This window comes from Escherichia sp. E4385 (assembly GCF_963883145.1).
Classification (GTDB): Bacteria; Pseudomonadota; Gammaproteobacteria; order Enterobacterales; family Enterobacteriaceae; genus Escherichia.
On the sequence record NZ_CAWOOJ010000011.1, the window covers coordinates 284480 to 303099 of the forward strand.

General features: G+C 49.5%; 16 protein-coding genes. 7 read left to right on the forward strand and 9 right to left on the reverse strand.

The features are described from left to right. The first annotated feature begins 11 nt into the window (after positions 1–11). The 3 genes from AACS80_RS11310 to AACS80_RS11320 all read left to right on the forward strand — a co-directional run bounded on the left by AACS80_RS11310 (position 12) and on the right by AACS80_RS11320 (position 4239). Positions 12–1430, forward strand: a complete 1419-nt coding sequence (locus AACS80_RS11310) for a sensor domain-containing diguanylate cyclase (RefSeq protein ID WP_131161903.1) — start codon at positions 12–14, stop codon at positions 1428–1430. Positions 1431–1675: 245 nt separating this feature from the next. After that, the gene (gene uxaB / locus AACS80_RS11315; protein WP_135410706.1) at positions 1676–3127 is read left to right on the forward strand and encodes a tagaturonate reductase; all 1452 of its coding nucleotides are present in this window, start codon (positions 1676–1678) and stop codon (positions 3125–3127) included. 197 nt (positions 3128–3324) lie between these two features. Then, positions 3325–4239, forward strand: coding sequence for a bestrophin family protein (locus AACS80_RS11320; RefSeq protein ID WP_130260624.1), 915 nt, complete (start codon positions 3325–3327; stop codon positions 4237–4239). A 3-nt stretch (positions 4240–4242) separates the two neighbouring features. Here the strand turns inward: AACS80_RS11320 and tam are convergent, their stop codons facing one another. From tam to lsrA, 7 genes are read right to left on the reverse strand one after another with little or no spacing between them, the layout of a single operon-like run. Further along, on the reverse strand, positions 4243–5001 hold the full coding sequence (gene tam / locus AACS80_RS11325) for a trans-aconitate 2-methyltransferase (RefSeq protein WP_135410707.1): 759 nt from the start codon (positions 4999–5001) through the stop codon (positions 4243–4245). A 55-nt stretch (positions 5002–5056) separates the two neighbouring features. Next, entirely contained in the window at positions 5057–5347 is a 291-nt protein-coding gene (lsrG, locus tag AACS80_RS11330) for a (4S)-4-hydroxy-5-phosphonooxypentane-2,3-dione isomerase (protein ID WP_130209237.1), read from the reverse strand. Positions 5348–5370: 23 nt separating this feature from the next. Beyond that, on the reverse strand, positions 5371–6246 hold the full coding sequence (lsrF, locus tag AACS80_RS11335; RefSeq protein ID WP_135410708.1) for a 3-hydroxy-5-phosphonooxypentane-2,4-dione thiolase: 876 nt from the start codon (positions 6244–6246) through the stop codon (positions 5371–5373). Between the two features lie 26 nt (positions 6247–6272). Further along, positions 6273–7295 (reverse strand): autoinducer 2 ABC transporter substrate-binding protein LsrB, encoded by a 1023-nt coding sequence (lsrB, locus tag AACS80_RS11340; protein ID WP_130209235.1) that lies wholly within the window; start codon positions 7293–7295, stop codon positions 6273–6275. Positions 7296–7306: 11 nt separating this feature from the next. After that, a complete protein-coding gene (gene lsrD, locus AACS80_RS11345) occupies positions 7307–8299 on the reverse strand; it encodes an autoinducer 2 ABC transporter permease LsrD (RefSeq protein WP_001222721.1) in 993 nt (330 codons plus the stop codon). Then, entirely contained in the window at positions 8299–9327 is a 1029-nt protein-coding gene (gene lsrC, locus AACS80_RS11350) for an autoinducer 2 ABC transporter permease LsrC (RefSeq protein ID WP_135410709.1), read from the reverse strand. The genes lsrD and lsrC overlap by 1 nt, the downstream gene beginning before the upstream one ends. Beyond that, a complete protein-coding gene (gene lsrA / locus AACS80_RS11355) occupies positions 9321–10856 on the reverse strand; it encodes an autoinducer 2 ABC transporter ATP-binding protein LsrA (protein ID WP_135410710.1) in 1536 nt (511 codons plus the stop codon). Before lsrA ends, lsrC begins: the two co-directional genes overlap by 7 nt. A 248-nt stretch (positions 10857–11104) precedes the next feature. On the opposite strand from lsrA, the gene lsrR reads away from it, so the two are divergent. The 4 genes from lsrR (at position 11105) to hipA (ending at position 15683) form a co-directional block, all read left to right on the forward strand. Further along, positions 11105–12058, forward strand: a complete 954-nt coding sequence (gene lsrR / locus AACS80_RS11360; protein ID WP_135410711.1) for a transcriptional regulator LsrR — start codon at positions 11105–11107, stop codon at positions 12056–12058. Between the two features lie 78 nt (positions 12059–12136). Then, the gene (gene lsrK / locus AACS80_RS11365; protein WP_135410712.1) at positions 12137–13729 is read left to right on the forward strand and encodes an autoinducer-2 kinase; all 1593 of its coding nucleotides are present in this window, start codon (positions 12137–12139) and stop codon (positions 13727–13729) included. Positions 13730–14094: 365 nt separating this feature from the next. Next, the gene (gene hipB / locus AACS80_RS11370) at positions 14095–14361 is read left to right on the forward strand and encodes a type II toxin-antitoxin system antitoxin HipB (protein WP_130260632.1); all 267 of its coding nucleotides are present in this window, start codon (positions 14095–14097) and stop codon (positions 14359–14361) included. Then, entirely contained in the window at positions 14361–15683 is a 1323-nt protein-coding gene (hipA, locus tag AACS80_RS11375) for a type II toxin-antitoxin system serine/threonine protein kinase toxin HipA (RefSeq protein WP_130260633.1), read from the forward strand. Before hipB ends, hipA begins: the two co-directional genes overlap by 1 nt. A 277-nt stretch (positions 15684–15960) precedes the next feature. Here hipA and AACS80_RS11380 read toward each other — a convergent pair whose 3' ends face one another. After that, a complete protein-coding gene (locus AACS80_RS11380; protein WP_135410713.1) occupies positions 15961–16743 on the reverse strand; it encodes a hypothetical protein in 783 nt (260 codons plus the stop codon). Positions 16744–16797: 54 nt separating this feature from the next. Beyond that, positions 16798–18510 carry a major capsid protein gene (locus AACS80_RS11385; protein ID WP_135410714.1) on the reverse strand — a complete coding sequence of 571 codons (1713 nt, stop codon included), beginning with the start codon at positions 18508–18510 and terminating at the stop codon, positions 16798–16800. Between the last annotated feature and the right edge of the window lie 110 nt (positions 18511–18620).

Sequence of the window (18620 nt, forward strand, 5' to 3'; positions counted from 1 at the left end):
ACAGATAATTAATGCGTGTACACCCCATCTCAACTTTCCATTTGTTCCTGGAAGGCCATTTGCTACGTAATAGCATCGCGATTTTTGCGCTAACCACGCTGTTCTATTTTGTTGGTGCAGAGTTACGTCTGGTTCATGAACTCTCTCTCTTCTGGCCGCTGAATGGTGTGATGGCAGGGGTTTTTGCCCGGTATGTCTGGCTCAATCGGCTGCATTACTATGCAATCAGTTACGTGGCGATGATGGCTTATGATGCGATGACTACCGAATGGGGTTTAGTTTCACTGGTCATCAACTTGTCCAATATGATGTTTATTGTGACCGTGGCTCGGTTAGTGCTGAGGGATAAGCGACTGGGGAAAAATAAGTATGAGCCAGTAAGTGCCTTACGCTTGTTTAATTATTGCCTTATAGCCGCATTATTATGCGCAATTGTAGGGGCGGTTGGTTCAGTAAGTATTGATAGTCTGGATTTCTGGCCCTTACTTGCTGACTGGTTTAGCGAACAGTTTTCGACGGGCGTGTTAATTGTTCCGTGTATGTTGACGCTGGCGATCCCCAGGGCGTTGCCACGCTTTAAAGCAGAACAGATGATGCCGTTTATTGCGCTCATTGTATCGGTCATTGCCTCGGTAGTTATTGGCGGTGCGGGGAGTCTGGCGTTCCCATTGCCTGCATTGATCTGGTGTGCGGTACGCTATACCCCGCAGGTAACGTGTTTGCTGACTTTTTTGACGGGCGCGGTGGAGATTGTGCTGGTGGCAAATTCGGTGATAGATATCGCCGTCGGTTCGCCGTTCTCTATCCCACAAATGTTCTCCGCTCGTCTGGGGATTGCTACCATGGCAATTTGCCCAATCATGGTTTCCTTTAGCGTGGCGGCAATTAACTCGCTGGTTAAGCAAGTTTCTCTGCGTGCCGATTTTGATTTTCTCACCCAGGTTTACTCGCGCTCAGGTCTTTTTGAGGCATTAAAAAATCCGTCACTACAACAGACACAACATCTGACGGTGATGCTGCTTGATATCGACTATTTCAAAAGCATAAACGACAACTATGGTCATGAATGTGGCGATAAAGTTTTAAGCGTGTTTGCCCGGCATATACAGAAGATAGTTGGTGATAAAGGGCTGGTGGCGCGGATGGGCGGCGAAGAATTTGCTGTTGCAGTGCCTTCGGTGAATCCTGTGGATGGTCTGCTGATGGCGGAAAAAATCCGTAAAGGCGTAGAAATGCAACCGTTTATCTGGCAACAAAAAACGCTTTATTTGACGGTTAGCATTGGTGTCGGAAGTGGGAGTGCAACATTTCGTACGTTAATCGATGATTTCAATAAGCTGATGGTAGAAGCTGATACTTGCCTTTATCGCTCGAAAAAAGACGGGCGAAATCGTACCAGCACTATGCATTATGGCGAGGAAGTTGTCTGACAGGTTGTGATTTTTTGGTGGTGAACATCTAATTTGTTCTACCAATTTTGTCATTTCCCATTTTTACCGGGAATCATGACTACAAGCTTTCACTTTCCGGAACCTTGACCAACAGCACATTTTTCGCCAAAAAACGTGAATTGTTCGCCGCGAGTTGATCAAAACAGGGGTTCAGCGTATCAAAGTTTGCTAACCTGTCGTACCAATTCAAACAGGTTGTATGACTAATCAAAAGGGAACCCATTGTGAAAACACTAAATCGTCGCGATTTTCCCGGTGCACAGTATCCAGAACGTATCATTCAGTTTGGTGAAGGTAACTTCCTGCGTGCCTTTGTCGACTGGCAAATTGATCTCCTGAATGAGCACACCGATCTGAAGTCTGGTGTGGTCGTAGTTCGTCCGATTGAAACTTCATTCCCGCCGTCACTGAGCACTCAGGATGGTCTGTACACCACCATCATTCGTGGTTTGAATGAGAAGGGCGAGGCGGTCAGCGATGCGCGTCTGATTCGTTCTGTTAATCGTGAAATCAGCGTCTACAGTGAATACAATGAATTCCTGAAACTGGCGCACAACCCGGAAATGCGCTTTGTTTTCTCTAACACCACCGAAGCAGGTATCAGCTACCATGCAGGCGACAAATTTGATGACGCGCCAGCGGTAAGCTATCCGGCAAAACTGACTCGCCTGTTGTTCGAACGTTTTAGCCATTTCAACGGTGCGCTGGATAAAGGTTGGATTATCATCCCGTGTGAACTGATCGACTATAACGGCGATGCGCTGCGTGAACTGGTTCTGCGCTACGCGCAGGAGTGGGCGCTACCAGAAGCATTTATTCAATGGCTGGATCAGGCTAATAGCTTCTGTTCAACGCTGGTGGACCGTATCGTTACCGGTTATCCGCGTGATGAAGTGGCGAAACTGGAAGAAGAACTGGGGTATCACGATGGTTTCCTCGATACCGCTGAACACTTTTACCTGTTTGTAATTCAGGGGCCGAAATCTTTAGCTTCAGAACTACGTCTGGACAAATATCCGCTCAACGTATTGATTGTAGATGATATTAAGCCATACAAAGAGCGTAAGGTTGCAATCCTGAACGGTGCGCATACGGCGTTGGTGCCAGTTGCGTTCCAGGCAGGGCTGGATACTGTAGGCGAAGCGATGAACGATGCTGAAATTTGCGCATTCGTTGAGAAAGCCATCTACGAAGAAATTATTCCGGTACTGGATTTGCCTCGTGATGAACTGGAATCTTTCGCCAGTGCGGTAACCGGGCGTTTCCGTAACCCATATATTAAGCATCAGCTGCTTTCCATCGCGCTCAACGGTATGACCAAGTTCCGTACTCGAATTCTGCCTCAGTTGCTGGCAGGGCAGAAGGTGAACGGTAAACTTCCGGCCCGACTGACCTTCGCGTTAGCCGCATTGATTGCATTCTATCGTGGAGAACGTAACGGGGAAGCGTATCCGGTACAGGATGATGCCCACTGGCTGGAACGTTATCAGCAACTCTGGAGCCAGCATCGTGACCGTATCATCGACACCCAGGAGCTGGTCGCTACTGTGCTGGCAGAAAAAGACCACTGGGAACAGGACCTGACGCAAGTGCCTGGCCTGGTCGAACTGGTTGCTAATGACCTGGATTCCATTCTGGAAAAAGGGATGCGCGAAGCTGTACGTCCGTTGTGCTAATACTCTGAACCCGGTTTCGACCGGGTTTCTTATTCCACCATATTAGTTACAACATCCTATATGCCATTTATCACAACTAGGTGCCATATGTCACACCTGTTCATGTTGTAAGCTTGTTGGTAATTTGTAAGTAGCGTCTTGAGAATGTGATCGTAATCACGTTTAATAGGGCGACTTTTCCACGCCTGAAGATAACCATGATTGTTCGTCCACAACAACACTGGCTGCGCCGTATTTTTGTCTGGCACGGTTCAGTATTATCCAAGATATCCTCGCGCTTACTACTCAATTTTCTCTTTTCTATCGCTGTTATTTTCATGCTGCCCTGGTACACGCATTTGGGCATCAAATTCACCCTCGCACCGTTCAGCATTCTCGGTGTCGCCATCGCCATCTTTTTGGGTTTTCGTAATAACGCCGGTTACGCCCGTTACGTTGAAGCGCGAAAACTTTGGGGGCAGTTGATGATTGCTTCACGGTCGTTACTGCGTGAGGTAAAAACGACATTGCCAGATTCGGCAAGTGTAAGGGAGTTTGCCCGACTGCAAATCGCCTTCGCCCACTGTTTACGCATGACGTTACGCAAACAACCACAGGCGGAAGTGCTGGCACATTATCTCAATGCCGAAGATCTTCAGCGTGTACTGGCTTCAAACACTCCAGCCAACCGTATCTTGTTGATAATGGGGGAGTGGTTGGCGGTTCAGCGACGCAATGGACAACTTTCAGATATCCTGTTTATTAGCCTCAACGATCGGCTTAATGATATTTCAGCGGTTCTGGCAGGCTGCGAGCGCATTGCCTATACGCCAATTCCCTTTGCCTACACCCTGATTTTGCATCGTACCGTTTATCTGTTTTGTATCATGCTGCCGTTCGCGCTGGTCGTGGATCTGCATTACATGACGCCTTTTATCTCTGTGCTGATTTCCTACACCTTTATTTCGCTGGATTGTCTGGCGGAAGAACTTGAAGATCCGTTCGGTACAGAAAACAACGATTTACCACTGGATGCCATCTGCAACGCTATTGAAATTGACCTGTTACAGATGAACGATGAAGCAGAAATTCCAGCGAAAATTCTTCCCGATCGCCATTACCAGCTGACGTGATAATTACTCGATACGTCGGGCAACAATAAACAGTCGCGGGAATGCCAGCAGTATCTGCCCGTTCTCCTGGAGGGGATACTGCTCTTCCAGCATCTGATGGTAGCGCGTAAGAAAATGCTGCTGTTCGCTCTCAGTCAGATCCTGCAACCACGGGCGTAATCCGGTTGCGGTCACCCAGTCAATAATCGCCTGGTGCGACGGCATCTGGTGATAGTAAGTGGTTCGCCAGATATCAATCTCGCATCCGGCTTCGCTCAAAATATCGTAATAAGCATGAACGCCAGCCAGCGGCTCACGCCCGCGATCTGGATAATTTTGTTCCCAGGCGACTTCGCGCATCAGCACATGGGTCGGCTCCAGCCAGTTATCTGGCATCTGTACTGCCAACACACCATGGAGATTAAGTAACGAAACCAGATGAGGAAACAATTCGTAGTGGTCGGGCAGCCATTGAAGCGAGGCATTAGCAAAAATCAGATCAAGTGCCTGTTTCGGTTGCCAGTTGCGGATGTCTGTTTCCACAAACTGACACTTTGGAAGAGCACTGCGCGCTTCGGCAATCATCGCCGGAGACGAGTCGATGCCCGTTATCATGGCCGCAGGCCAACGTTGATGCAGCAGGGCGGTGCTGTTACCTGGGCCACAGCCAAGATCGGCAACATATTCGACATTCTCCAGCGGCACTCTGGCAAGCAGCTCCATCGCCGGACGCGATCGTTCAGCGGCAAAGAGCAGATATAAAGAGGGGTTCCAGTCAGACATTTTTTACTCCCGTCAGCGCGTTACCCCAATTGTAGATAAAACTGATGAATTCGCCTCACGGCATTAACCCATTGAACACACGTTTTTTACGCGGCCCGGTCATTAGCGCTTCCAGTTTCGCGACACAGGTTTTGTAGTGGGGCGTAGTTTTATGGAACGCCACTGCGTCTTCATCTTTATAGGCTTCGTAAATATAAAAGCGCGAATTTACTTCCGGGTCCTGTAAGACATCGAAGCGTAAATTACCTTCTTCCTGTACCGAGCCCAGGTGGTTCTGGCGAAAGACCTCGATAAACTCGTCAACCTTGTCTTCATGAACGTTAATTTCAACCAGTGTGACGTGCATGATTCTTCTCCTTAAATCCGCAGTTACTGTTTTTCACTCAGATAGAGTTCATATGCCCGATCAGCCGTTTCGTTATGGTGTACCACCGCCTGTACGGCTTTCATCATCGCCACCGGATGGTCTGACTGGAAAATATTTCGCCCCATATCCACACCAGAAGCGCCCTGATCGATAGCCTGCCAGCACATTTCCAGCGCTTCGCGCTCCGGTAATTTTTTACCGCCAGCAATAACAATAGGTACCGGACATCCGGCAACAATCCGTTCAAAACCTTTATCGACATAATAGGTTTTGATAATTTGCGCCCCCATTTCAGCGGCGATTCGGGTCGCGAGCGAGAAATAACGCTGATCGCGCACCATATCTTTGCCCACGCCAGTGACTGCCATGGTCGGTATTCCCACTTTCATTCCAGCATCGACCAACTGAATAATATTTTTGATCGACTGATGTTCATATTCGCTGCCGATATAAACCTGCGCCGCCACCGCACAACTGTTCAGGCGCACGGCGTCATCCATCGATAACGCCACTGCTTCATTACTTAATTCCGCAAGGATAGAGTTCGCACCTGACGCCCGCAGTACCACTGGCTTATTGGTCGCGGGTGGCACCACGCTGCGTAAAATACCGCGTGTACACATTAATACATCGGCATGTTCAAACAGTGGGGCGATATTTATATCAATGCGTTCAAGTCCGGTAGTCGGCCCCTGAAAATAACCATGATCAAAGGCCAGCATCACGGTTTTACCCGTTTTCGGATTAAATATCCGCGATAAACGAGACTGCATTCCCCAGTCCAGAGCACCGCAACCTTTGAGGGTAAAAGGGATATTTTGTTGCGGTTGATCGGTGCGAAAATCTTTACCATCTTTAATATCGTCTAAATCTGCCATAACTTACTCCGGTTAAGTAATGCACATCAGAAATCGTATTTGCCGATATTTTCTTTATTGAAAACCACGCGCTCCGGTAACAGTACAATGCCATTACCATCCGCTTCGTAGTCATAGCCCTGAACGCTGTTTGGCGAGACTTCCACCTGACCTACGCCCTGAATATCCAGCTTGTCGCCCGTTTTCATTGCACCTTTTTTCAATAATGCATCTGCGACATAGACCGAAATTTTGCCTTGCTGAACCACATCCCACAGGCCAAACTCTTTCACCGTGCCGCGCTCTACATACGGACGCATCACATTTGGCGTACTGAATCCGACAATCGCAACTTTGTCATTTTTCAGGTTTTCTGCGGCTTGTGCGGCAGCGGGCAGGGCGTTGGCATCGGGGGCGATAATGACATCGAGATCGCTATAGGCTTTTAATATCCCCTCGGCAGTTTGTAATGACTTGGTGGCATCGTTATAGCCAAACTGCGTAGTGACAATTTCCCATCCAGGATGTTCTTTGGCGATTTTCGCTTTCGCTTCTTTCACCCACTGGTTTTGGTCCGTCACTGTGGGGCTGGAGTAGAAAAACGCGACTTTGGCTTTGTCTTTATTTACCTGGCGCGCCGCCATATCCACCAACATACCTCCCAACTGGGCGGGCGTTCCCTGGTTAATGTAGTAAGAACGGCACTCCGGTTTGGTGTCAGAATCCCAGGTAAGTACTTTCACCCCACGTTGCATGGCGCGTTTCAGTGCCGGGCATAAACCATCTGGTGAAACCGCAGAAACGATAATGGCGTTATATCCCTGATTGACGAAGTTATTAATCAACTGTACCTGACCAGAAACACTGGGTTCTGTCGGCCCATCGTAGGTCACATCAACGCCCAACTCTTTACCAGCTTGTTGTGCGCCGTTGCCACCGCTGGTAAAAAATCCCACGCCAACCAGTTTGGGAATAAATGCAATACGCTCTGCGGCCTGCACATTCATAGAGATTGCGGCAATGCCAAGGGCGCTAAGTAAGGCGATTTTCTTAAAGCGATGAAGTGTCATGAAGATATCCTTTATGGCAATGGGTTATTGGCCCGACGCGCCAGCCACTCTTTAATTTGCTGGCGATGCAGGCTAACGGAACGACCAACGACAACGACGATAAGCAGCGCACCGGAAAGGGCGCTGGACACCTGATTTGGCACTCCTGCCATTTGCAAACCTTGTTGCAAATATCCCACTAATAAAACCGCAATGGCGGTGCCGATAATGGAACCGGAACCACCATAAATATTGGCACCGCCAAGCACCACGGCGGTGATGGCGGGCATCAGAAACGACGCACCGAGATCGGAACGTGCTGAACCAAAATACGATACCAGCAGCACAGCGGCGACCGCAGACGCCAGCCCCGTCATGGCATAGAGCGCACATAAGGTGCGGTTAACTGGAATCGCGCTATAAAGCGCCACACGCGGGCTTTGCCCAATCAAAAACACGTTACGTCCGGCATGGGTTTTATGCAGCCAGAGCCAGAAAACGAGGAGACATATCAGGAAAATAATCAGCGGAACAGGGAGTCCCAGCACATCCAGGTTAGCAAAATCTGTAAACGCCATCGGGAATCCACCAATACCTTCGTACCCCGTCGCTCCGGCCATCCCGGAAAGCAGCAGAGCGCTTCCGGCAAACAGATACAGGGTGCCAAGCGTAATCACCAGCGGGTTAACTTTGGTATAGATAATTAATCCGGCGTTGATCAGCCCGCACAATGCGCCGAGCAGTAATGTCAGAAGAATCGCCAGTGGCATCGGCACACCACTTTGAAACAGTACGCCCAATGCAATGGCGCAGAGGCCGATGGTCGAACCAAACGAAATATCGATCCCGCCACTGACAATCACCATCGTCAGCGGTAGGGCGACAATGCCAATGCAGATAAAGTCACTGGTGCTGAACAGCAACATATTGAGATCTAACATCCGTGGGTTAATTGCACCAAATGCGACAATCTCAATAACGAGCAGTGCGGCAAGGGCCAGTTCCCAACCGTAGCGAATACGCATTACGCGGCCTCCCGTTTTTTACCTGACGAAGCGGGTTTAACGGATGGCGGTGGCGTCATAAAGCGGGCATATTTTTGCCGCCGCAGATTACGTTCCAGCGCACAACGCAGTCGCCCATCAAACACCAGCACGGCCAGCAGCACGAGGCCCGCGATAAAATCGTTCCACCATGCCGGAATGCGCAACAGCACAAGTACGCTATCGATCTGCGTCAGGAACAAGGCACCGAGTACCGCACCGATGATCGCACCGGAGCCGCCGAGCAAACTAATACCGCCCAGCACGCAGGCTGCAATCGCTTTCATCTCCAGCCCGGTACCGGTCTGGTTGGGGATAAAACCAATCTGCGAAGCAAACACAATCCCCGCCAGTGCCGCCATGCAGCCGTTCAACGAAAATGCCACAATCCGAATGGCTTCCGTACGAACGCCCAGTTGACGAGCGCCCTGCAAATTATCGCCCGTGGCATAAAAACTGCGTCCAAATGCCGTCTTCGCCAGCAGCCAGGCCATAAATGCCACCAGAATTATCGTCAACCAACCAATCGCGGAAACGCCAAACAGTAGCGGGGCGGAGAGTTGTTTCAGTTCGGCGGGTAACCCTTCAATCCATTTACCGCCAGTCCACAGCAGCATGATGCCTCTGTACAATCCTAATGTACCGAGCGTAGCGACAATGGCAGGGATCTTTAGCCACGCGACCAGTACACCGTTGAAAAATCCCGCGAGCAAGCCGAGCAGTAACGTCGCGACACAAGCAACAGGCAGTGAATACCCCGCATTCAGTAATATCCCCAATAGCACCGCGCACATACCCGTAATTGAGCCTACCGAAACATCAATATTGCGCGTCAGCATCACCAGCGTCGCGCCCATCGCCAGCAGGATCAAGATTTGTGCGCTGCTATAAACCATGGTCAGCGTTTGCAGACTTAAATACTGACGGTCGAGAAAACCTGGCAACACAAACAGCAGCACCACCGCCAGCAGTGCCGTGATTTCACGGTTGTTCTGAATAAACTTCAGCATGACGCCTCCTGACGCTGACTATCGCCGAAGGCAACGCGCATAATGGTCTCGACATTAATATCGCGCCCGGTCAGTGCCGAGTGGGTAATTTCACCCTGATGCATCACATACACGCGGTCAGCCATCAGTTCGATCTCTTCCAGATCGGAGGAGATAAGCAGCACGGCCACATTTTGTGCGGCGATGCTGCGCAACAGCTGGTAGATATCATTACGCGCCGAGACATCCACGCCGCGCGTCGGCTCATCAACAATCAATACTTGCGGCGAAGCTTCCAGACATTTGGCAATCAGGATTTTTTGCTGGTTGCCACCGGATAAAGTTCGTGCAGCTTGTTCCGGTTGGTTAAATTTAATATTCAGCGCGCGACGATATCGTTCCAGTGTGGCGTTATCTTTCGCGGTTTTTGCCCAGAATCCGCGTTGATTATGGGTGAGGGCGCAGACGTTCCACGCCAGCGAAGCATCGAGATTCAATCCTGAGGACTGGCGATCTTCTGGTAGATAAACCAGACCGTAATGCAAACGTTCTCCGGTAGATAATTTATTGATCTCTTTACCATTCAACATGATGCACCCGCCACGCAAAGGCCGCAGACCATATAACGTTTCTGCCAGTTCAGTGCGCCCGGCCCCCACTAGCCCAGCCAGGCCAAGAATTTCTCCGGCATTCAGCGTAAAACTGACATTCATAAAACCTTCGCCAGTCAGATTTTCCAGCGCCAGTACCGATGTTCCAGCTGCATGTTGTGGGCGATTACCGGGCAACTCCAGCCATAACTTTTGACTGGCTGAGAGAGATTTTTCCCGCGTTGCTGGCGTAATGGCCTGAATGATGTCGTCGGTAGACAGCTCACTGGTTTTGCCACTTAACGCGATAGTTCCGTCGCGCATCACGCTAATCCGATCGGCAATCTGGCGAATTTCCGGCAGCTTATGTGAGATAAAAACAATACCCACGCCAGTGGCGAGTAGTTCCCGCAAACGGCCAAACAAGCGTTCGGTTTCCGCAGGGGTAAGCGACGCTGTAGGTTCATCGAGAATAAGAATTTGCGAATCGCGCATCAGACCGCGGAGGATTTCCACCATTTGGCGGTCGGCAACATCCAGTGAGCCCGCCAGACTATGCAGATCAAACTGGCAGCCCAGCGCCGCCAGCAAGTTCTTCATTTTCTGCATAGAAAGCTGTTTTTTTGCCAGCCCATACAGGATGTTTTCTTTTATCGACAGACTTGGGAAAAGCAGCGGTTCCTGGGGAACGAGATAAATACCCAACTGATGAGCATGAACTGGCGTTAATCTGGTGTAGTTGTTGCCCCCAATCTCCAGCGTACCGCTATCAGCGGGGGTAATACCGGCGATGATTTTCATTAGCGTCGATTTACCCGCGCCGTTACCGCCGAGCAGGGCGTGGACTTCCCCCTGATGCAACGTAAAATCGATGCCTTTCAGGACATTAACCCCTGAATACTTTTTATAAACCGAGCGGGCGCAAAGTAGCGGTAACGCGCGGGTATCACTCGTTTGCATATTTCCCCCATTCAGTTTTGCAGGTGAGTTTTGAACAAATGTATTTTTACTTTTAATTTGTTCATAACCTTAGGTGGCTATTGCGCATAATTCCGACGAATAGATCACAATTTATGCTATTTTGATTTTTATGGTTGCGTATGTTCATTGCTGTTTGACCAAACTGTGGTGGCTATCACAGATATAAGCGCGCAATAACTGAACAATTGCATTAAAGATTTAAATATGTTCAAAGTGAAGAATGAATTATGACAATCAATGATTCGGCAATTTCAGAACAGGGAATGTGCGAAGAAGAACAGGTCGCGCGGATCGCGTGGTTTTACTATCACGACGGGCTGACCCAGAGCGAGATTAGCGATCGCCTCGGACTGACCCGTTTGAAAGTGTCGCGGTTACTGGAGAAAGGGCATCAGTCCGGCATTATTCGCGTGCAGATTAATTCTCGCTTTGAAGGATGTCTGGAATATGAAACGCAATTACGTCGCCAGTTTTCATTACAGCATGTGCGGGTGATCCCTGGACTCGCAGATGCAGATGTCGGCGGGCGCTTAGGAATCGGCGCAGCGCATATGTTGATGGGATTGCTCCAGCCACAGCAAATGCTGGCGATTGGCTTTGGCGAGGCAACGATGAACACGCTGCAACGCTTAAGTGGGTTTATTTCGTCACAGCAAATCCGCCTGGTCACGCTCTCCGGTGGTGTCGGCTCTTATATGACAGGCATCGGGCAACTTAACGCAGCGTGCAGCGTCAACATCATTCCGGCGCCATTACGGGCATCTTCGGCTGAAATTGCCCGAACGCTGAAAAATGAAAACTGCGTCAAAGATGTCCTGTTAGCCGCACAAGCTGCGGATGTGGCCATTGTCGGCATTGGCGCAGTGAATCAAAAAGAGAATGCGACGATTATTCGCTCCGGTTATATCAGCCAGGGCGAACAGTTAATGATTGGTCGAAAAGGGGCCATTGGCGATATTTTAGGTTACTTTTTTGACGCTAATGGTGACGTTGTCACGGATATCAAAATACATAACGAACTGATTGGCTTACCTTTAACCGCGATGACAACTATTCCAACTAGAGTAGGTGTCGCAGGGGGCGAAAATAAAGCCGAAGCGATCGCCGCTGCGATGAAAGGCGGCTACATCAACGCGCTGGTTACCGACCAGGATACTGCCGCTGCGATTTTACGTGGTTAATTTAGCATCACCTTATTACCGGGAACGATGGAGAACGTATAGAGGAACAGACAGAACGCTTAAGCCGAGGATAATCTAATGGCTCGACTCTTTACCCCTTCAGAATCAAAGCATTACCTTATGGCGCTGGACGCAGGCACCGGAAGTATTCGGGCTGTGATTTTCGACCTGGAAGGCAATCAAATCGCAGTAGGACAGGCGGAGTGGCGGCATCTGGCAGTACCTGACGTTCCCGGTTCAATGGAATTTGATCTGAATAAGAACTGGCAACTGGCGTGCGAATGTATGCGCCAGGCGTTACATAATTCTGGTATCGCGCCGGAATATATTGCTGCCGTTTCGGCATGTTCGATGCGCGAAGGTATTGTTTTATATAACAATGAAGGAACACCGATCTGGGCCTGCGCCAATGTGGATGCCAGAGCGGCGCGGGAAGTCAGCGAACTTAAAGAACTGCATAACAATACCTTTGAAAACGAAGTTTATCGCGCGACCGGACAAACGTTGGCCTTAAGCGCCATTCCCAGATTACTTTGGCTGGCGCATCATCGTTCTGATATCTACCGACAAGCGTCGACCATCACCATGATCAGCGACTGGCTGGCCTATATGTTAAGTGGGGAACTGGCGGTCGATCCGTCTAACGCAGGCACCACGGGACTTCTCGATCTAACCACCCGTGACTGGAAACCTGCATTGCTGGATATGGCCGGACTGCGGGCTGATATTCTTTCTCCTGTCAAAGAAACCGGCACATTGCTGGGCGTGCTAAGTTCACAAGCTGCGGAACTTTGCGGCCTGAAGGCTGGCACTCCGGTGGTCGTGGGAGGAGGGGACGTACAGCTTGGTTGCCTGGGATTAGGTGTAGTGCGCCCGGCACAAACTGCCGTACTTGGCGGCACATTCTGGCAGCAAGTTGTAAACTTAGCCGCGCCGATGACGGACCCAGAAATGAACGTGCGCGTTAATCCCCATGTTATTCCTGGCATGGTACAAGCTGAATCTATTAGCTTTTTTACCGGACTCACCATGCGCTGGTTCCGCGATGCTTTCTGTGCCGAAGAAAAACTGATTGCCGAACGTTTAGGTATCGACACTTACACGCTGCTGGAAGATATGGCCAGCCGGGTGCCGCCTGGGTCGTGGGGCGTGATGCCGATATTCTCCGACAGAATGCGCTTTAAAACCTGGTATCACGCTGCGCCTTCTTTTATTAACTTATCCATTGACCCGGATAAATGTAACAAAGCGACGTTGTTCCGTGCTCTGGAAGAAAATGCGGCGATTGTATCAGCGTGTAACTTGCAGCAAATTGCTGATTTTTCGAATATTCGTCCCACATCGCTGGTCTTTGCAGGCGGAGGGGCGAAGGGAAAATTATGGAGTCAAATTCTCGCTGATGTCGCGGGATTACCCGTTAATATTCCGGTGGTCAAAGAAGCCACCGCATTAGGATGTGCCATTGCAGCTGGCGTCGGTGCCGGGATTTATTCATCAATGGCAGAAACTGGAGAACGTCTTGTACGCTGGGAACGGACGCATACACCAGACCCGGAAAAGCATGAACTTTATCAGGATTCACGCGATAAGTGGCAGGCTGTATATCAGGATCAACTGGGGCTGGTTGATCACGGACTGACGACATCGTTATGGAAAGCGCCTGGGTTATAGTTTTATTGACAGCCACATCCTGATAACCGTGGCTGTTAATTTTTGAGTATCGGTATTCCTATTTCTTTTCTTTATTAGGATTAGGTGATAACGGCTGGGCATGCCGGGAGTGAAATATATCTGCTAAACCGTATCAAGCCGCATGCCGAAGATGGTATGCGGTATAGTATTGACGACTTTAGTCAGCAACCTCAAATGGCACATCAGCGCCGTTTTTTAATCCTCCATTTTATCCGCGATCGCGGATATCGCAGCGTTTATCCTGTATAGCGGATAAAATGCGTTTACAGATTGACTTTATCCTCACTAAGGGATAAAACTGACAATATCCCCTTGAGCGGATAAACTTCTTGTGGACGTATGGCATGATGAGCTTTCCGATGATCTATAGCCCAACGCAATTAGCGAATGCAATGAAACTGGTTCGTCAGCAAAATGGCTGGACGCAGAGCGAGCTGGCGAAAAAAATCGGCATTAAGCAGGCGACGATTTCGAATTTCGAGAATAATCCCGATAACACCACGCTGACGACATTTTTTAAGATATTACAGTCACTTGAACTCTCAATGACGCTATGCGACACGAAAAACGCTGCGCCAGAATCAACACAACAGCAAGATCTGGAGTGGTAATGCCTAAACTTGTCACTTGGATGAACAACCAGCGGGTAGGCGAGTTAACGAAGTTGGCCAATGGCGCGCACACTTTTAGGTATGCGCCGGAGTGGTTAGCCAACCGTTATGCCAGGCCGTTGTCGCTATCGCTACCATTGCAGAGGGGGAATATCACCTCTGATGCCGTGTTTAACTTCTTCGATAACCTGTTACCCGATAGCCCGGTTGTACGCGACCGGATCGTTAAACGTTATCATGCTAAATCCAGACAACCGTTTGATTTATTGTCAGAAATAGGGCGAGACAGCGTTGGCGCCGTGACGTTATTACCAGAAGATGAAACCGTAACGCACCCGATAATGGCATGGGAAAAGCTTACTGACGCCAGACTTGAAGAAGTATTAACGGCTTATAAAGCAGATATTCCGCTAGGCATGATAAGAGAAGAAAATGACTTTCGCATCTCAGTTGCTGGCGCGCAGGAAAAGACCGCGCTGCTCAGAATGGGCAATGACTGGTGCATTCCGAAAGGAATAACGCCGACGACGCATATCATTAAATTACCGATTGGTGAAATCAGGCAGCCCAACGCGACGCTCGATCTCAGTCAAAGCGTGGATAATGAATATTACTGTCTGCTGCTGGCGAAAGAACTCGGGTTGAATGTTCCGGACGCAGAAATCATAAAAGCGGGTAGAGTGCGCGCGTTAGCAGTCGAACGCTTTGACAGGCGCTGGAATACTGAACGAACGATTTTACTTCGCTTGCCACAGGAGGATATGTGTCAGACATTCGGTTTACCTTCATCGGTGAAATATGAATCTGACGGAGGCCCAGGCATCGCGCGGATCATGGCGTTTTTAATGGGGTCCAGCGAGGCGCTTCGCGATCGTTATGATTTTATGAAATTCCAGGTATTCCAGTGGTTGATTGGCGCGACGGACGGCCATGCGAAAAATTTTTCGGTTTTTATCCAGGCCGGTGGCAGTTATCGACTCACGCCATTTTACGACATCATTTCAGCATTTCCGGTATTGGGTGGCGCGGGAATACACATCAGCGATCTCAAACTGGCAATGGGGCTTAACGCATCCAAAGGCAGAAAAACGGCAATCGATAAAATTTATCCGCGACATTTTTTGGCGACAGCAAAGGCGCTGAAATTCCCGGAAGTGCAGATGCATGAAATCCTGAGTGACTTTGCCAGAATGATTCCCGCAGCACTGGATAACGTGAAGACTTCATTACCGGCAGATTTTCCGGAGAATGTGGTGACAGCAATTGAAACCAATGTGTTGAGGTTGCACGGTCGGTTAAGCCGAGAATACGGAATTAAGTGAGATGTGGGGTTTGGTCGTTGCTAATGAGCAGGACAATCATGACCGCTAAAGACTGGGTTTTCCCTTTGTTTATTTTGGTGCGCATAATGTATATTTAGGTTAAAGAAATCAATCACTTACATAATTATATTAGATCGATACGATCGAAGATGTCAATCAAAGACGAATGCCACCACGCATCGAACGGGCTTTAAAGTTTCGCTTATGCGTCTTTGCGTACTTGCGGAACGAACGGCGGGAAGAACGCTTGGACATACGACGGCGAGAACGAGCCATATTACCTCCGATAGTTGTTAATCAATTGCTGTTGGAACTGATTAGGGGGGAGGCGTCCCCCCTTGTTTACTTTCTTCGCAGAGTTCGAGTCAGACGGGTAATCACGTTGCAAAGAACGCAGAAAAGTATTAACGCCGCCAACGATACCACCGCGAGAAGCATCCATATTGACACGTGCACTTTCAGCTCCAGTTGGTGTATTCAAATAATCAGCCAGAACCTTGTCCTGAACAGTCTGATACTGTGTTCTAATCCGCTGCGCAGAGCTAAGTCCTGTCTGTGCTTCAATATTGGCACGACGGGAAGCCTCGGTCAAAACCTGCTGATTAATCAAATTGGACTGTGCGCGCATATTATCGGCACTCTGGATAGCCTGGTCAGCCTGAGCCGTTTTGAGCTTCACATCAGCCGCGCTGTTCGCAATCTGGTTACGTTGTAACGCAATCTGAGACTCAATACCTTCACGGGCTGCTTTTTGCTGCTCACGCTTCGTTAAGGCGTCAAATACGCTGACCGCAGAATTAACCACACCGGAAAAATCGGCAGGCTGGGCGGCCTGAATACCTGACGAACTGACGGAACCAAGACCACCGGAACCAGTAACGGCCAGAATCGGGTTAAGGCCAGCTTTCCGTAAATCTTGCACACGGTACTGAATGCCGTTTTTGGCCAAATCCATCGTTAGTTTATTGGCACGGTTAGCGGAATCCTTCGCAGAGTTCGCGCCAAGCAGGGAACCGGCAATGGAACCAGCGGCACCAACGGCAGATGATAAAAAGCCCATAATTTCACCTCATGAAAAAAAGGCCTCCGCAGAGGCCAAAAGTGACAATGTAACTTAGAAATGGTCGATAAGACCTGGTACTGAGTAAACAGGCATAGGCCGCACACACTTCAGGTCGAAGAACGCATCCATGATGAACTGGGGTTCGTCCTGTACGGCAAGGACGCGCTTCATCGGTGGATTCTCCTCGATAAACTCCTGATTCAGTGCAGGCAGAGAGTCGAACCGCTGGGCTAAATGCCACACGTCAAGGGATTGCGGGTCGGTAGAACGCAATTTACCAGTAATCTGGGACGGTCGGTAGCGGTACTCCGCGTAACGTTCCTGGTAGCCAAAGACTTCATCATCCTTGGCGTTGCCTTGCGCGTAAATCTCCTTGTTAAGAATAGCCTGTTCGCCCAGGTGAGCCAGTGCAGGCCAGTAGAAATCAAAGCGGGTCTGGCGGGAGAACATGCGCGGAATGCCTTGCTGATAGGTCAGGTCGGCACGAACGCTGACAAGGCCAATCACAAAGCAATGCTCAACGAACGAATGCGAGAAACCACGGTTAACACCACCGGAAACGCCATAAGCGGCAAGGTTACCTTGCGGGCTAGCGTCGGTAGTCGCAGAGTTCTGAAGCACGGGATTAATATTTATATCGAACGAACCAGAGCCAAGATACTCAGGACGCTGAACACGGGCATCAGGAGAAATAACACCAAAATGACTACGAATAATCTCAATATATCGCGTACCACCTCGAGCATCACGCTCAAGCAGTCGCTGGAGCTGGAACGCCTGACGCAATGAATTAATCGTGAGATTGTCAACAACTTCACCACCTTCCTTATTCAACGTAACCGGAGGCTGATTGCGGCTAAAACCACCAATAACATCAATGCGACCAGTGGAGGAAGACATAGGAGGCCATTCCAGCGGATTGCTGGGATTCCGGCCATCACTCATGTAAACCGCATTACCATAAGAATTGGATGACGCGCTCTCGTTATTATTATCACGGGCAAGATAAGTTGGATTATGCGGAGTCATAGACCCATCAACACCAACGCCGTAAGAAACAAACGGCAGGCCATCAGGATAAGTCGGAAAATCGAGCGTATACGACGGCGGAACGCCTAAACCAATCTCAACACCTTCACCTTTCTGAGGCCACGGCAGGGCACTTGTGAAGTAATCGTGACGCTTGGCACGCTTACGCAGTGGGAAATTGGCGAGTCCTGTTTCTTCCTCATCGCCAAGCGGAAGCGGGGCGGAATTAATCAGGTTTTCATCACGATACCACTCGTTATAAATCAGGTTATAAGCGCGGAACGGCAGGGCGCTTACACTGATACCTTCAACACCTGTGGGAACGCCAAAATAATCGGCAAGGGAGCCAACAGGGAAACCGCCTGCAGGGGCTTTAATCTGCGGGATTAAATAATCCGTAGAATCACCAGGGTTCTTCTGTTCTCCGTTGAATTTCTGCCAGTTATCCCAGACGAGGCGATAAGGTACAGAAAAATACTGAATATCCAGACGTAGATTATCCATGAAAGGAACCACGGGCGTGGAAAGACGCGCGAGAACACTCGTTTTAAGGTGGAACGTATCACCCGGCAAAGCCTCATCCAGAAACACGGGAATCAAATAACCAGCGTCAAAAGTGGTTTTATAACCAGAGCTGCGGTTAAAGACCGAACGCTGAATATTGGCACTCGGAATTACTGAAAAATTATGCTGACTTTTTGCATTACTAGGTACTTTACGACCGAATTTACTCATAAACCCCCCTCGGGAATTTCGAACAAATACTATACAAACTACTGTATAAACTGACACCTTTTTCAAGGCTTCGTGGGAGCCGCCTGTGAATTTCGGTGTCACCTGGCACA

Coding starts and splice junctions, on each gene's coding strand:
- AACS80_RS11310 (WP_131161903.1), top strand. CDS start 12: ATGCGTGTACACCCCATCTCAACTTTCCATTTGTTCCTGGAAGGCCAT.
- AACS80_RS11320 (WP_130260624.1), top strand. CDS start 3,325: ATGATTGTTCGTCCACAACAACACTGGCTGCGCCGTATTTTTGTCTGG.
- tam (WP_135410707.1), bottom strand. CDS start 5,001: ATGTCTGACTGGAACCCCTCTTTATATCTGCTCTTTGCCGCTGAACGA.
- lsrG (WP_130209237.1), bottom strand. CDS start 5,347: ATGCACGTCACACTGGTTGAAATTAACGTTCATGAAGACAAGGTTGAC.
- lsrF (WP_135410708.1), bottom strand. CDS start 6,246: ATGGCAGATTTAGACGATATTAAAGATGGTAAAGATTTTCGCACCGAT.
- lsrB (WP_130209235.1), bottom strand. CDS start 7,295: ATGACACTTCATCGCTTTAAGAAAATCGCCTTACTTAGCGCCCTTGGC.
- lsrD (WP_001222721.1), bottom strand. CDS start 8,299: ATGCGTATTCGCTACGGTTGGGAACTGGCCCTTGCCGCACTGCTCGTT.
- lsrC (WP_135410709.1), bottom strand. CDS start 9,327: ATGCTGAAGTTTATTCAGAACAACCGTGAAATCACGGCACTGCTGGCG.
- lsrA (WP_135410710.1), bottom strand. CDS start 10,856: ATGCAAACGAGTGATACCCGCGCGTTACCGCTACTTTGCGCCCGCTCG.
- lsrR (WP_135410711.1), top strand. CDS start 11,105: ATGACAATCAATGATTCGGCAATTTCAGAACAGGGAATGTGCGAAGAA.
- lsrK (WP_135410712.1), top strand. CDS start 12,137: ATGGCTCGACTCTTTACCCCTTCAGAATCAAAGCATTACCTTATGGCG.
- hipB (WP_130260632.1), top strand. CDS start 14,095: ATGATGAGCTTTCCGATGATCTATAGCCCAACGCAATTAGCGAATGCA.
- hipA (WP_130260633.1), top strand. CDS start 14,361: ATGCCTAAACTTGTCACTTGGATGAACAACCAGCGGGTAGGCGAGTTA.
- AACS80_RS11380 (WP_135410713.1), bottom strand. CDS start 16,743: ATGGGCTTTTTATCATCTGCCGTTGGTGCCGCTGGTTCCATTGCCGGT.
- AACS80_RS11385 (WP_135410714.1), bottom strand. CDS start 18,510: ATGAGTAAATTCGGTCGTAAAGTACCTAGTAATGCAAAAAGTCAGCAT.